Here is a 14,375-nt window from a genome sequence, read left to right as displayed (position 1 = left end):
CAATAACAGCGAGGTCAACATGATCAACCCTCAATACATGCGTCACCTAAAACGGTTTATGGTTTTTATGGTCGCCAGTTGCAGCAGTTTTATATGCTTCAGCGTGCAAGCAGTCAGTTGTAGTAATTTAAGCGAATGGAATAGTGCAACGGCTTACAACGGTGGCACCCAGGTAAAACAATCAGGCAAAGCCTATAAAGCCAATTGGTGGTCACAAGGTCACAGCCCGGCGAATTATTCCGGCCAATGGCAGGAATGGACACTGCTCGGCAGTTGCGATGGCACGGCCGCATCCTCAACAAAAAGTTCAAGCAGCAAACCTGTATCATCATCGAGCAAATCCAGTGTCAAATCTTCCATTGCTTCTAGCAAGGCCAGCTCATCCGCAAGCGGAAATGATTGTGGCGCGGCCTGGTATCGCGCCAACCTGACCAATTATGAATCCTATCCTGCACCGGGCAGTGACGAATGCGTAATTTATAACGGCTGCACCTGGAGCGGTTATTTCTACGGCATCTCCGGTAAACAACCGGAGTCCTGGGTGATGGCCAACAACATTGCGGCGGTACATTTAAAAGATTGGAGCTGGCTGGGCAATAAAACATTGAACTTGCGCCAGGGCAGCAAGCGTATCACCGTAAAAGCTTACGATGCCTGTTCCGATTCTGATTGCGATGGTTGCTGTACCGCTAACCTCGCCGGCGATGGATATCTGATTGATTTGGAAAAATACACCATGCAACGCTTTGGTTCTGGCTCGGGTATCGTGGAGTTTCAGGTTTGTAATTAGTCCAACAAACTCCCGTGGACCTTTTGGGCCGCAATGCGGCCCGTTTTTATTTATCGCTTCTTTTACCTGACGTTATGATTTTACATAGCTGCGTTTAAATTCACGCGGTGTACATTTTTTTAATTGCATAAAACGGCGATTAAAATTGGAGAGATTATTAAACCCGCAGCGATAGCTGATATTCGCCACCGGCATATCCGTTGTTAGCAATAACGAGCAGGCACGACCAATACGCAATTGATTGACAAATTCGGTAAATGTTTGCTCCGTGCGCTGTTTAAAAAAGCGATGAAAATGATTGGTGCTCATGTGCGCGAGCGCGGCCATAGTTTCTGCACTCAAGCCCTCTGTGTAATGCTGATGAATATACGCGATAACTTTATCAATTTTTTCCGTCGACGAATCCGGGAAATTCACCGGCGTATAGCCTTCGCTGGAAATGGGGCGCGCACTTTCATCCACACACATCAATTGCAGAATTTCCAACAACCAGAGTAACCGCTGCATAGGCGTTGCATCGCCCATAGTTTCAAACCGAGTGCGACACGCTTGTGCTGTTGCCAGTGAGAATGCAACTCCACGTTTGCTTTTTTGCAGCAAATCCCCCAGCGGTTTTAATTCCGGCATTAGCGCCAGAGATTCAATCCAGCCGGTCGGCAATTGCGCCACATAGGTGAGATGCTGACCAGGGCGCAGCAGGGATTGAGAATGCCAGGTGTGCGGTAATTTTGGCCCCAGTAGCACCAAATCCAGATCACCATAGGCATGAATGTTATCGCCAATATACCGTTGCCCTTCGCTGTTAAGCGTTAAGCAAAGTTCATATTCCGGGTGATAGTGCCAATTGAAGGGAATTTCATCCAGCGCATACAGCCAATAACGCCATGAGCAATTTTCAGTAGGTAAGACTTTTTCATACATTGGCTTCATGGCAGCACTCCAATACAAATACCGCAGGTGCGAGGCACTTGCGGGTTATGTAAATGTATTTATCAAAATTTGAAGTTCGCCAAAGCTGCCAGGGTATTTTTAATCTTATTGGCTAATGGCAATAGAAACAGAAAACGCGGCAGCTGACAAGAACAATGAAATGCAAAAAGAAGAAATAGAGACAAAAAAATCCCCGCCTTGGCGGGGATTTTTACAACTCATTATCTGCGCAGTGAACTGGATATTTAACGCAGACGTTTCACCAATTCCACACGACGATTTTTTTGCTTACCCGCATCACTGGTATTGTTGCTGGCAGGCGCATAGGGGCCAACGCCTTGCGCCTGCAAACGATTAGCGGCAATTTGATAATCTTTCACCAAGGCAGCAACAACCGAATCGGCACGCTGCTTCGACAGAGTTACGTTAGCTACACCATCGCCGGTATCGTCGGTGTGGCCTACGACATAGAGCAACAAATCACTATTGCGTTTTAACAGGTCTGCAATCGCATCCAGTGTTGGCTTGGACTCGGCTTTAATATCCGCTTTGCCGGTATCGAAATATATGCCGTAAATCAGCGCCTTGCCGTCAGCATCTATTTGCTGTTTCAATTGATCGGCGTTGACATTGACCAGACCGGTTTGCACCGATTTTTCTTCCAGAATAATTTGTTGCAATCCCACTTCATCCTCGTGGCCACCAATAAATATTGCTGCGTATACATTGCCTGTTGGCAACGCTTTTTTGGCTAATACGTAATAGGGTTTGCGATACCAGTTGTAAACATTGTCTTCAACTGAAACCTGACCACCGAGTTCGCTCGCTTGCTTGTCAGTTCCACATTGATCCAATTCGCATTGCGAAATAAAAGAGAACCCACCATTGAGCAATGCCGCTTTATAGTTTTCATAGACTTTCAGTGTAGAAACATTTTGAATTTCATAGGTATGCCGGGCAAGGTCACCGGTTAACTTCAGTGGTGTTTTATCTGTCGCGTTGCGCGCCATAGGGATGGTGATAGTTTCCGTATCCACTTTTTTGTGTGTACGCAGCTTGGCACCTGGGTAGCGCGGCAACATGGAATGATCTTTCGCTTTCTCCTCTGCTGACAAGGGCTCAACCGGTGTCGGCGCCGCCGATTTGTTCGCATAGCTTTCATCAACTTTTACCAAACCGGTTTCCAGCGGTTCGGATTCAATAATCACCTGTTGCAAGCTAACCAAATCTTCATGGGAACCAACAAACCAGGCAACATAAATTTTTCCCTTCGGTGATTCCTTTGCACCGACCCAGTAATAGGGTTTTCGATATTCGTTAAAGACGTTGCCGCGCACGGCGATCAAGGTTCCCAATTCGCTGGCTTGTTTTTCATCGCCACAGGCTTCCAGCACGCAGGAAAAAACTTCTTTAAACCCCAACTGTTTAGCCGCAGCCATATAATTTTCATACACTTTCAGCGAGGACACATTCTCAATTTCGTAATTGTGCCAATACACATCCCCCAGCGCGTCCAGCTTGGTAAATACGGGTTCGCTTTTAGTCACATCGATAACCGAAGTCGGCAGTGAAAACTTTTCATAGTCGTACATCTGTGCCTGCTCCAGATCCGCCTTGGGATAGGCCGCAAACAATGGATGATCATCTTCATAGTCCGCGTATGCAGTAGCACTCAGTAAACTAACCCCCAAACCGATTGCCATAAGTCTGTGTTTGAACATAACTACTCCATGGTTCTTTTTAATGATTTAAAACTGCCGTATGCGTAAAGCCGGCAAACTACGCATGAAACGCTGAATTTTGGATGAATGCATTTGCCCGGCTAGCAACGAATTGTAACTTTGCAGACTAGTTCAACTTTTTCGATGCAGCCGCACGCTCAGTAATCCATTTTCTTGCCCACTAAAAGCAAAAAACCACGCCTGAGCGTGGTTTTTTGCAACGAAAGAATCGAGCTTACTTTTTAACACCTTCGACTTCGAGCTGCAATTTAACGGTTTGTGACGCTGGGCCCAAATCCATTTTCACGTTGAAATCTTTCAGTTTGATTTCGGTCTCGCCAGAGAAGCCAGCGCGGTAGCCGCCCCATGGGTCTTTACCTTCACCGACTTTTTCCACTTCAATCGTTACACTTTTGGTTACGCCATTCAGGGTCAAGTCACCGATGATATCGAACTCGTCTTTATCGCCCGCATCGACTTTGACTGACTTGCTGACAAAAGTCGCGGTAGGGAATTTTTCCACATTCAGGAAATCACCGCTGCGCAAGTGCTTATCGCGCTCAGCGTGGTTTGAGTTAACGCTGGTGGTATCAATAGTTACGGTGATGGTGCTGGCTTCCGGTTTGGCAGGGTCGTAGGTAAATTCGCCGTCGAACTTATCGAAACGACCGGTTAACACGCTATAGCCCAAATGCTTGATCGCAAAATTAATCGAGGCGTGCGCGCCTTTGGTGTCTATCGCATAAGTATCTGCCAAGGCAGGCAGTGCCACTACACCAATACTACTTACTGCCAAAGCAAGAAGGGATTTTTTTAACATGGAGAAGCTCCTTTGAGGTTGATCGTTTACACGTTAATTGTCACGGGGTTGAAAGCTGGAATTTAAAATTAATACATTACACATCGGATTTTTTAACTGGCTTGAGCATACGAACCAGGGTTTTGTCGCGCATCACGAAATGATGCATCAAAGCGCCTAATGCATGGACAACCACCAGCGCGATAATTCCCCAGGCAAAATATTCGTGCAGCCCACCGGCGAGATCCACATTGCCCGCACTTAACTCCACCAGTACCGGAAATTTAATCAGGTTAAACATACTGGCGGGTTGGCCTTCCGCCGTGGTAATTAAATAGCCACTGATTATCACCACAAAAATAAAAATATAGAGCGCAAGTTTGACCAATTTAGCGGCTTTTTGTTGCACCGGCTTTGCAGGCAAATCCACTGGTGTTGGATTACTAATTCGCCACACAATCCGCAACAGCATCAACAATAAAACCACCAAACCCAGACTGATATGCAACTCAGGCCCTTTGTGATACCAGTCGTCGTAATAGGTCAGATCGACCATGTACACACCCAGCCCGAATAAAAATAAAATCAGTAGCGCGCTGATCCAATGAATTGCAATGGCAACGGCACCATAACCCTGGGGTGAATCTTTTAGCATACTGGCCTCTATTGGTTTTATTGGATAACACGGCAATGACTGCACGATAGCAGCACATGCTGAAAATTTCAGTACCGAAAAATTTTAGAGGATTGGCGGCGGACTGCTCGATGAGGCAATGTAAAGATGGCTTTACACAAACAACATCAGGGATTTCAAGCAGTTACCACAAACTGACGCGACACACTCACAAACGCATTCAAGGTATTGATCAGTTTTTTCGTTGTTTATGATTCAATTTTCGAGGGCTGTTTTAGCCAAACTGTGCGGTATTTAATTTTATGCGTTGTTAGTTCCGCACCGATGTTACCCTGTGTAGTTTTTAACCCTACGTGGGTTTTATAACAGGGCGTTTGTGACCCTGTTCATCAATCGCTACATACACATACTCACCTTCAGTCACCTGGCTGATGTGATGTGTGAGAAAGTCTTTAATCCAGACTTCTACCTTCACGCGGATAGACGTAGTACCAATGCGCAGCGTGCTGGTGTAACAACTAATCACCGCACCAACCGGCACCGGCCGAATAAACACCATACTCCCCACCGCCACTGTAGTAACCCGCCCCAATGACACCTCATTCGCATGGATGGCCCCCGCAATATCCATCTGCGCCATCAACCAACCCCCGAAAATATCCCCAAACGGATTAGTATCCGCCGGCATGGTGATGGTTTGCAGGGTTAGTGTACCTGTGGGTGTGGTGTTGGTGGGTTGCATGCAAATATTCTCTAGCGAAGTATCGAGTCAGTATAGCTCTCGATTTCTGCGCGGACAGCGTCAGAAAAAATTTAATAAAAACAGAATACCGTAGGTTGGAAAAGCATAGCGCCTTCCGACAAATACATGGGCGCATGGCACATGACCAATAAACATGTCGGAAGTCGCTGCGCTCTTCCAACCTACAATTATTTATTAATCTGAGCTACATGTTAAATCCGATTGCTATCCGTCACTGGGGTACAAAATAGCTTCAAATGAAATATTATATTTTGATAATTTTCTTATAGAGCAATCAGAAAGATGTAGTGAAAAGGCAGGAATAATTCTGGGATTAAAATAGATGCCTAATCGCAGCTCACCGCGAATATACCCAACAACATCCAATAGCTGCTCAACACCTAACAAAAAATCAATAATTATCTTCCCAAAATCATTATTACTTGTCGTTAGCGGTTCGTTAGCTTTATAGCGAACAAATAGATTTTCTAGGCCAATATCAACCGCTTCAAATTGAACCATGTAAAGGTCTCCGTGGAAAGAATCCATTCCACGTCTATCAATCTGAAAAAGCCTTAAATCTATATCTACTTCTGTTTTATATATTGCATTCATCATTTTTTTCCTGATTGTCAGGGATGCCATTATGGTTGCAATCCAACTCTGCGCACCCCATCGGAGTAGGCATTAGATACCAAGGAATCAACAAATCTAACAATATTCCTGGATCTGCAAATCCACCTTGGTCTTGCTTCCATTGTTCATATAGTTCTTTGGCATCTTTCTTTGAAACCTGACCTGTTTCAGGATCTTTTAATTCTTTTATCAATTTACCATTATCCTCTCGATGCAACCATCTCCAGAATTCCTTTGGATATCCATATAATTTATCCCATGGACCAAGACCTAGAGGATCCATCAATATTAATGGATTCCCTCCAACATAAGCATAGGAATTAATCCCTCCCTCTAATCCAATCGGGTCACTCTCAATATACCGCCCAATACTCGGGTCATAATCCCGAAAGTAGTTGTAATACAAACCTGACTCCGGATCAATATATTGGCCGGGGAAGCGGCTGAAAAGTTCGATGCTGTTGGATTGATTGGCAGCGAGTTTTCCGAAGGGTTCGTAGTTGGCCATCCACACCACCTGCTGGCTTTGGTTGGTGATCACTTGTGGGGTATTTAAATGATCGTTGTGGATGTAATACAGCGACGTTGTCGTTGTGGTAACCGGTGTGACTGCTGCGAGATCAATTTTATCGATATTAGGGCCAATTGGTTCATTATTATTTTTCCTCTATAGAAAACCAACACTATGTTTTTTGATAATTTCAGTGTTAGCGGAAGCTATCGCGTGCCCAAGCCATAATATCTTTGTTAATTTTCCCTTGCGCCAAATATATTCGATTAATTATTTTCTCAAAGCTATCAGGCTGCCTATGAATATAGAACATGCGCCCATCAACGGCAGCCTCATGATCGGAGGCAATGCCGGATAACCGCTCAGCACTTGGGATAAGTTTTATTTCACCGCGAAGTGCAGCTTCATAATCAACTCCCTTTTCTGCCCAGCGCTGCTTTTTCATTTCAACAACGTCAATCATCGCCTGCTTGGTGTTTTGGAAATCAACCATGCCTTTTTGCAGAATGCGATCGACGTCATACCAATGTCTTGCCAAACGATATGTATCCGGTTCTTTGTCCATAGTTGAAAATTGATGAAGTGCTGTCAATTTTTCCCATAAAATATAAGACGGTTCATAAGCCTGTACTGTTGCGTGCGGAAAATTTAAAGCACCTAATGCTTCAACGTCAGCCATATAGCATTTTATTTCATGTTCTTTTGTGGGCAACCCTCGGTTTCGCCCGCCAAATTCCAACAACACATGCTCCAAGTGATAAACGCCCTCACCCTCAGCAACTTTAGGAAAGTAAATATTAACTTCTTCGCCATGGGAATCAACAACAAGTTCAGCGCCCAACCCTTCAATATTATAGGACTCAAAACGCTGATTGAGCTTTTCAACAAGTTGTGATGACCACTCCGTCAGACGCTGACTTTGTTGACTACGAAATTTATCGCGCTGGCTACGGCTTTTTGTTGATTGCTCCCATGCAACAGACTCATCATCAACTTCTGCCAAATCTGCCCAATGGATTGATAAATCAATATCCTCTGAAAAGCGGTCAATAATCCCCCAACATTTGCTCAATGCAGTTCCACCTTTAAAGGCAACCGCATATTCTCCTAAAAAGTTTTCATCATAGAGCAAGCGTAAAATTTCAGTTACCCAAAGATCTTTTTCAAAAAAGAAATCAGGTAAACCATCGGGATGATTTTGAGCCGCAACCTCCAGTATCCGTTTTAACTCGTCTCGCTTCTGAGCAGTACTATAGAAATCTAAAATATTCATTATGTAGCCTGCTCTAATTGTTGAAGCTTACTTTTCCACTCACTTAACTGGGGAAGTGAGCTCAGTTTTCTGGTTATCATCTTTACTTCAGAAGCGCTGAGGGATAATCGCTGGACAGCTCTTTTTAAATCCGAAACTTCCACCGATTGCGGTGGCGTTACTAAAAGTCCCCGCAACAGTGCCCCCTCAGGTTTATTTTCCCAACGCAGCTTTCGCTCAGCAATATGACGCACTTCGACAATCTGATTACCAATTTTGAATTCTCGGGAGGGGCCATTACTCCAATACACAGCTTTCATTGGAGCCTGGGTCTGAAACCCCAAGCGATAGGCAGATTCCAGCCCTTGGCTCACCAGCTTGTAACCATGCTTTTTGGCCCAGGCGCGGGCAACTTCATTAGCGCTGGCAGTAGTTTTGATACTTGGCAGACTTGGTAGAGGTTTGGGGCGAGCATAGAAGCCCTTGGATACCCGAGCTACAACACCCTCCTTAACCAAACGGCTAAAGGCCTTCTGTACAGACGTCTCGCTACCCAACTCATAGAAGCTGCCGATGGGGAAAGGGACGCCGCGCTGCATACGATTTAGCCGGGCTAGTACCTTTTGGGCGACTGACATGGCGATAATCCTGACATTAATTAGGTATAGTGATCTTATTCTAGTCCAGTATTTACAAGGCTTACAAGGGTATTAATGTCAGGATTAATGTAGATACTAATGAGGATTTGCCTCTGACTAGACCTTTTCTGGCGGAACAACAGTATGCCTACAGCAATTAAGCTGATTGCCATGTCAGACTCAGAACTGCTTGGAGTTCGATTTACGCAAAGATTCGATTGGATTTGGCGAAGATACAAAATAAAAAGCCCGACAATAAGCCGGGCCCTTAACTATTTTCATGCACCAAGGAACTACATCCGCTCCGGCAACCAGGTAACCAACCCCGGCCATAATGCCATCGCACAGAGCAAGAGAATTTGCAGCACGATAAACGGAATAACACCGCGATAGATTTCGCTGGTTTTAATTGTTGCCGGGGCGACGCCGCGCAAATAGAAAAGTGCGAAACCAAAAGGAGGGGTGAGGAAGGAGGTTTGTAAATTTACGGCGATCATAATGCCTAACCAAATTGGGTCCACCCCCATTGCGAGGAGCACGGGGCCGACGATTGGCACCACCACGAAAATAATTTCGATAAAGTCGAGAATAAAGCCGAGCAAAAACATCACCACCATGACCAGCAACACGGCGGTAAATACGCCGCCCGGTAATTGGCTAAAAAATTCGTGCACCATTTCTTCGCCGCCGAAACCGCGAAATACCAGTGAGAAAAGTGACGCACCAATTAAAATCATAAAAATCATAGCAGTGATTTTTATGGTGGATTGGGAGACTTCGCGCAAGCGTTGCAGGTTTAATTGTTTTTTGCCGAGTGCTAACAAGCAAGCGCCTAATGCACCTACGCCCGCAGCTTCCGTGGGCGTTGCTGCGCCGATGAGAATTGAGCCGAGCACTAAACCAATCAATAGCAATACGGGCAATAAGCTCAGCAATACTTTGACTAAAGGAACCTTTTCCCCCTCATCACTTTGCACGCGCGGAATAATGTGCGGACGAAAGTAAGCGGTGAAAAATACGTAGAGGATATAGAGCACAACCAGCGCGAAGCCCGGCACTAGCGCGGCTACAAATAAATCGCCCACCGAAATCGTTTTGGGATTAAACACGCCCAATTTTAATTGCGCTTGTTGATAGGCGCTGGAGAGCACATCACCCAACAGCACCAATGCAATTGAAGGTGGAATAATTTGCCCGAGGGTTCCGGTTGCGCAAATGGTACCGCAGGCAAAACTGGGCGAGTAACCGCGTTTGATCATGAGCGGCAGTGACATCAACCCCATGGTCACTACCGTTGCACCGACAATGCCGGTGCTGGCAGCGAGCATAGCGCCCACAATCACAACGGATATTCCCAAGCCACCCGGCAAACGCCCGCAGGCTTTGGACATATTTTCCAGCAAATCTTCCGCAAGGCGCGATTTTTCCAGCACCGTCCCCATAAACACAAACAGTGGCACTGCGACTAACGTGTAGTTATTCATAATGCCGTATAAACGTGCGGGAAAACTTTTTAGCAAGTTGGGATCAAATACCCCACCGGCAATGCCGCAGGCGGCAAACAAAAGTGCAACGCCACCGAGCGTCATAGCAACGGGATAGCCCAGCATTAAAAAAATGCAGATAGCGGCAAACATCAACAACGGCAGAATTTCAATTAGCATGATGCTTCCTCCTGCGCGGGTGTAATATTCATCAGCACTAACAGACTGCGCAACATTTCTGCAATCGCTTGCAAGCTCACACTGAGTGCCATCAGTGGCAATAAACTTTTCAACAAGTACACACCACCAAGCCCGCCCGAGTCAGTGGAGCCTTCGCCAATGCGCCAGCTTTCGCTCACAAACTCCATGCTGCCCCAGCCGATAAAAATCATCAGCGGCAAGGTGAACAGCAAACTGCCCAGTACATCCACCCAGGCACGCGAGTGCGCAGACATTTTGCGATAAAAAATATCCACCCGGACATGATCGCCCGTTTTCAGTGCATAGGCGGCACCTAACATAAACACCAGCGCATGCATGTAGGTAACCGATTCCTGCAAGGCGACTGAGCCAATACCAAAGACATGGCGCAGGGTCACAACCGTGCAGGCGACAAGCACCATAATCCCGGTGAGCCATGCGGTGGTGGTACCGGTATATTCGGCAACGGAATCGAGCCAGCGGATGCTGCGTTGAGCAAGGGAATTTGAAGCAATCATGATGAGTGGACTAGTTAGTTTTATTGGGCGGCGATTATACCTAATAATCATTAGATCACAGCGTGATAAATATCCGCCAACCAACGCTGCGGATTGGTTCTTACATAATCAGCAATCTTCAGGTAAGTCATTTCATCGCGAATCACATGCTCGTGATAATTGCGTTGCCAAACCGGAGCTCCCAACAATATCCCTTGTACATGCGCCGTATAGGTCAGCCGCCCCTTAAATCCTCGCACAATATCCCCCACCGTAGGGGCGCGATTTATCGCGCCCTGATTTATTGCGCCCTGATTTATCTCTTTCTGATTTTTGGGCGCAATAAATTGCGCCCCTACGAGTTGGACAATCCCGTGCATGTGGTTGGGCATGATAATGAAATCGTGAAGGTGCAAGCTCGGGTAATAGTTCGGGAGCATTTGCCAGTGTTGGTGCGCCAGCCTGCCTAATTCGTTGAGGTGCATTTCTGCATCTGCGATATGGCCAAACAGCATTTGTCGCTGTGCCGTACAAATAGTAATGAAATAAAATCCGGGTTGTGCGTAGTTAAATTTGCGCAACCGAATAGATTGTCGATGATGAATCTGAGGGTTGTAACTCATAACACAGTCCTTTGTAACTTAATTCCATGTAATTACAGTAGGGGCGCAATTTATTGCGCCCTGATTTATTGCGCCCTGTTATCTATTGCGCACCAAGTTATTGGGCGCGATAAATCGCGCCCCTACGAATATCGATTTGGTTGATTTTCCACACTGAATAAAAAAAGGGCGCGATAAATCGCGCCCCTACGGAAAATCAGTTATTGCAGCCTACCCAGCTTACCCTTAGCCGCTTCACCGATTTCACCACCGCCTTGTGCGGCCTGCTGGAAATACTGCGCAGCTTGCGAGCGATTGCCTTTGGCGAGGGAGATTTCACCTAAATAGTAAGTGGCAATTTGTGTAGGCAAATAGCGCTGGCTGGTGAGTAAATCTTTTTCCGCCAGATCGCGCTTGCCCTCTTCGTGGTAGGCAATACCGCGCAACACATAGGGCTTAAAGTATTTCGGGTTGGCCTGGATGGCTTGATCAAACGCGCCCACCGCTTCATCAGTTTTTTTCTGTTGCAGCAGCAGCTGGCCTTTCATTTCCCAGAATAAATTTTCTTTGGGTTGTTGGGCAATGGATTTATCTACATAACCCAATGCATCAATATATTTTTTCTCGCCTGCGAGCTTTTGCGCTTTTTGATAATTTTCGTAGGCTTTTTTGTCTTTGGTGACTTGCGCCATCGCGCGCTGGAACGCGTCTTTATTGCGCACACCGCCAGGATATTTCGCGGCAGTTGCGCGATTCTTTTCTACCCGCTCTTGTGATGGCGGATGGCTGGCAAACAGGCCTTCAATAAAACCGGAGTTGCGGCCTTCTGATAATTTCACAAAAATTTCCTGCAGTTCGACGGCGGCTTGTGCGTCGTAACCCGCTTTGGCCATGTATTTAATGCCCACCTCATCGGATTGCAGTTCATGGCCGCGACCATACTTGGCTTGCCAGGCTTGCGCACCTACCGCCAATGCACCCATACCCAACATGCCGTACTCGGGTTTTTTTTCAGAGATGGCGACACCGGCAATCAACACCGCACCACCCAGTAATACATTTTGCGTTTGCTGCTGGGCACCATGGCGCGCCGCGGCGTGGACAATCTCGTGGCCGAGTACAGAGGCGAGCTGGGCTTCATCCTCCAAATACACCAGCAGGCCACGGTTAATCGCCAGCTTGCCACCTGGCATTGCCCAGGCGTTGGGCACGTCGTTGTTCAGTACCACAAACTCATAGGGCAAGTCCGGGCGATCACTCACCGCTGCTAACTTTTTCCCCACCTTTTGCACATAGGCCGTCAACCCCGGATCTACTGTGTATTGACCGCCTTGGGATTGTTGGGCCGGGCCATAATTTTGCGCACCCGTGGCGACCTCTTGCTCGGGCGACATTAACGAGATTTGTTTTTCGCCAGTAACCGGGTTGACCACACAACCGGTCATAGTTGCCAAGAGGGCAACCCCGAGCAGACGTAAGAAAATGTTCATAGTGAGACTCCTTATGAATGAGCTGCGTATAATGCCACAGCTTTTTTAAACCTGAATGTTAACCAGCAAGTGACCCCCGAATGAAATCCCTGCAAATTATTGAGCTTTTCGCCGGTATCGGTGCCGACAACAAACCCATAGTAGAACAACTGCAAGTGCGCGAACTGGATGACGGCACCCTGCAACTGGTGCAATCGCCGGCCTTTGCCAAGGGGCTGGCCAGCGGCGATGTAGTGCGCATGCTGCCGGAGACACGCGAGTTTGACCTGGTACAGCGCAGCGGCAACCTGAGTATTCGCGTGTTTAGCCGCGGCGATACCGGTGCCTTGTCCGACCAGCTCAGCCCGGAACTGGAAAAGCTGGGCGGGGAGCTGGACCGCGAAACGCCGCGCCTGTTGGTGTACAGCATCCATGTCAGTTGCGGTTTTGAAGCCATCGAGGAAATCCTCAACCGCTATGTGGGGCGAGACGGCCAGAGCGCCTGGATGTACGGCAATGTCTATGACCCTGCCGACGGTCAAACCCCGCTCAACTGGTGGTTAGACATCCTCAAACCCGAATAAGCCCTCTGATTCCTTGATAAGTTGTTTGAATTTCTATGTTGCATGTGATTTCCCCCGCAAAAACCCTGGATTTTGAAACCGCGCCGGCGATTGATGATCACAGCCAGCCGCAGTTTCTCGAACACTCGCAGGAGCTGATTGACCAACTGCGCCAGCTGAAGCCGGCAGATGTTTCACGCCTGATGGCGATCAGTGAAAAACTCGGCGAGCTCAATGCCCAACGTTTTCAGGATTGGCAATTACCCTTCTCGCCACGCAATGCCAAACAAGCTGTGCTGGCGTTCAAGGGCGATGTATACACCGGTATGCAGGCCGAGTTGTTTAGCAAAAAAGATTTCTCGTTTGCCCAGAAACACTTGCGCATTCTCAGCGGCTTATACGGATTACTGCGGCCATTGGATTTGATCCAGCCCTATCGTCTGGAGATGGGCACTGGTTTTGCCAACACACGCGGCAAAAATCTCTATCACTTCTGGGGCGATATCATTACCGACCAACTCAATGACGAACTGAAATCGCGCAAAGAAAAAGTGCTGGTCAATCTCGCCTCTACCGAGTACTGGAGCTCGGTCAGTAGCAAAAAATTGGATGCCGAAGTGATCACGCCTGTGTTTAAAGATCGCAAAAACGGCCAGTACAAAATCATCAGCTTCTTTGCCAAAAAAGCGCGCGGCATGATGAGCGCGTACATCATCCAGCAACAACTCAAAAGCAGCGAAGCTATTAAAGATTTCAACACAGCGGGCTACACATTTAACGAGGCCATGTCCTCCGCCCGGGAATGGGTTTTCACCCGCGAGGAGCAGGCTGCCTAATCGAAATATTAAAAAATATTTTGAGCAATAAAGCCTATATATCCAAAAGCTCGGCACTCCCTCAGGCGCC

Annotated in this window: 16 protein-coding genes; 3 read left to right on the top strand and 13 right to left on the bottom strand. The window is 47.1% G+C overall.

Annotated features, from left to right (window positions below; genetic code table 11):
* The first annotated feature begins 19 nt into the window (after positions 1 to 19).
* A complete protein-coding gene (locus D0C16_RS18325; RefSeq protein ID WP_225318748.1) occupies positions 20 to 790 on the top strand; it encodes a hypothetical protein in 771 nt (256 codons plus the stop codon).
* 72 nt (positions 791 to 862) lie between these two features.
* On the opposite strand, the gene D0C16_RS18320 is transcribed toward D0C16_RS18325, so the two are convergent.
* From D0C16_RS18320 to D0C16_RS18260, 13 genes are all read right to left on the bottom strand, one after another.
* Positions 863 to 1,720: an AraC family transcriptional regulator gene (locus tag D0C16_RS18320; RefSeq protein ID WP_151033698.1), complete on the bottom strand. Its 858-nt coding sequence runs from the start codon at positions 1,718 to 1,720 to the stop codon at positions 863 to 865.
* A 245-nt stretch (positions 1,721 to 1,965) separates the two neighbouring features.
* Positions 1,966 to 3,441, bottom strand: coding sequence for an OmpA family protein (locus tag D0C16_RS18315; RefSeq protein WP_151033697.1), 1,476 nt, complete (start codon positions 3,439 to 3,441; stop codon positions 1,966 to 1,968).
* Positions 3,442 to 3,676: 235 nt separating this feature from the next.
* On the bottom strand, positions 3,677 to 4,261 hold the full coding sequence (locus D0C16_RS18310) for a YceI family protein (RefSeq protein ID WP_151033696.1): 585 nt from the start codon (positions 4,259 to 4,261) through the stop codon (positions 3,677 to 3,679).
* Between the two features lie 76 nt (positions 4,262 to 4,337).
* The gene (locus tag D0C16_RS18305) at positions 4,338 to 4,895 is read right to left on the bottom strand and encodes a cytochrome b (protein WP_151033695.1); all 558 of its coding nucleotides are present in this window, start codon (positions 4,893 to 4,895) and stop codon (positions 4,338 to 4,340) included.
* A gap of 328 nt (positions 4,896 to 5,223) precedes the next feature.
* Positions 5,224 to 5,616: an acyl-CoA thioesterase gene (locus D0C16_RS18300; protein ID WP_151033694.1), complete on the bottom strand. Its 393-nt coding sequence runs from the start codon at positions 5,614 to 5,616 to the stop codon at positions 5,224 to 5,226.
* Positions 5,617 to 5,841: 225 nt separating this feature from the next.
* On the bottom strand, positions 5,842 to 6,234 hold the full coding sequence (locus tag D0C16_RS18295) for a hypothetical protein (protein ID WP_151033693.1): 393 nt from the start codon (positions 6,232 to 6,234) through the stop codon (positions 5,842 to 5,844).
* Complete coding sequence (locus D0C16_RS24685) at positions 6,215 to 6,760, bottom strand: RHS repeat domain-containing protein (RefSeq protein ID WP_304487096.1); 546 nt, start codon at positions 6,758 to 6,760, stop codon at positions 6,215 to 6,217. Before D0C16_RS24685 ends, D0C16_RS18295 begins: the two co-directional genes overlap by 20 nt.
* A 199-nt stretch (positions 6,761 to 6,959) precedes the next feature.
* Positions 6,960 to 8,036 carry a nucleotidyl transferase AbiEii/AbiGii toxin family protein gene (locus tag D0C16_RS18285; protein WP_191968542.1) on the bottom strand — a complete coding sequence of 359 codons (1,077 nt, stop codon included), beginning with the start codon at positions 8,034 to 8,036 and terminating at the stop codon, positions 6,960 to 6,962.
* On the bottom strand, positions 8,036 to 8,653 hold the full coding sequence (locus D0C16_RS18280) for a DUF6088 family protein (RefSeq protein WP_151033690.1): 618 nt from the start codon (positions 8,651 to 8,653) through the stop codon (positions 8,036 to 8,038). Before D0C16_RS18280 ends, D0C16_RS18285 begins: the two co-directional genes overlap by 1 nt.
* Before the next feature lie 293 nt (positions 8,654 to 8,946).
* Positions 8,947 to 10,317 carry a TRAP transporter large permease subunit gene (locus D0C16_RS18275; RefSeq protein ID WP_191968541.1) on the bottom strand — a complete coding sequence of 457 codons (1,371 nt, stop codon included), beginning with the start codon at positions 10,315 to 10,317 and terminating at the stop codon, positions 8,947 to 8,949.
* On the bottom strand, positions 10,311 to 10,856 hold the full coding sequence (locus tag D0C16_RS18270; protein ID WP_151033689.1) for a TRAP transporter small permease subunit: 546 nt from the start codon (positions 10,854 to 10,856) through the stop codon (positions 10,311 to 10,313). Before D0C16_RS18270 ends, D0C16_RS18275 begins: the two co-directional genes overlap by 7 nt.
* Positions 10,857 to 10,906: 50 nt before the next feature.
* The gene (locus D0C16_RS18265; protein ID WP_151033688.1) at positions 10,907 to 11,458 is read right to left on the bottom strand and encodes a transposase; all 552 of its coding nucleotides are present in this window, start codon (positions 11,456 to 11,458) and stop codon (positions 10,907 to 10,909) included.
* A gap of 200 nt (positions 11,459 to 11,658) precedes the next feature.
* A complete protein-coding gene (locus D0C16_RS18260; RefSeq protein ID WP_151033687.1) occupies positions 11,659 to 12,927 on the bottom strand; it encodes a M48 family metalloprotease in 1,269 nt (422 codons plus the stop codon).
* Positions 12,928 to 13,007: 80 nt separating this feature from the next.
* On the opposite strand from D0C16_RS18260, the gene D0C16_RS18255 reads away from it, so the two are divergent.
* Together D0C16_RS18255 and yaaA are read left to right on the top strand one after the other, a co-directional pair.
* The gene (locus tag D0C16_RS18255) at positions 13,008 to 13,490 is read left to right on the top strand and encodes a DUF4265 domain-containing protein (protein ID WP_151033686.1); all 483 of its coding nucleotides are present in this window, start codon (positions 13,008 to 13,010) and stop codon (positions 13,488 to 13,490) included.
* A gap of 35 nt (positions 13,491 to 13,525) precedes the next feature.
* On the top strand, positions 13,526 to 14,305 hold the full coding sequence (gene yaaA, locus D0C16_RS18250) for a peroxide stress protein YaaA (RefSeq protein WP_151033685.1): 780 nt from the start codon (positions 13,526 to 13,528) through the stop codon (positions 14,303 to 14,305).
* Positions 14,306 to 14,375 lie beyond the last annotated feature (70 nt).

The organism is Cellvibrio sp. KY-GH-1 (genome assembly GCF_008806975.1).
Classification (GTDB): Bacteria; Pseudomonadota; Gammaproteobacteria; order Pseudomonadales; family Cellvibrionaceae; genus Cellvibrio.
This window is presented reverse-complemented; position numbering and strand designations above follow the sequence as displayed.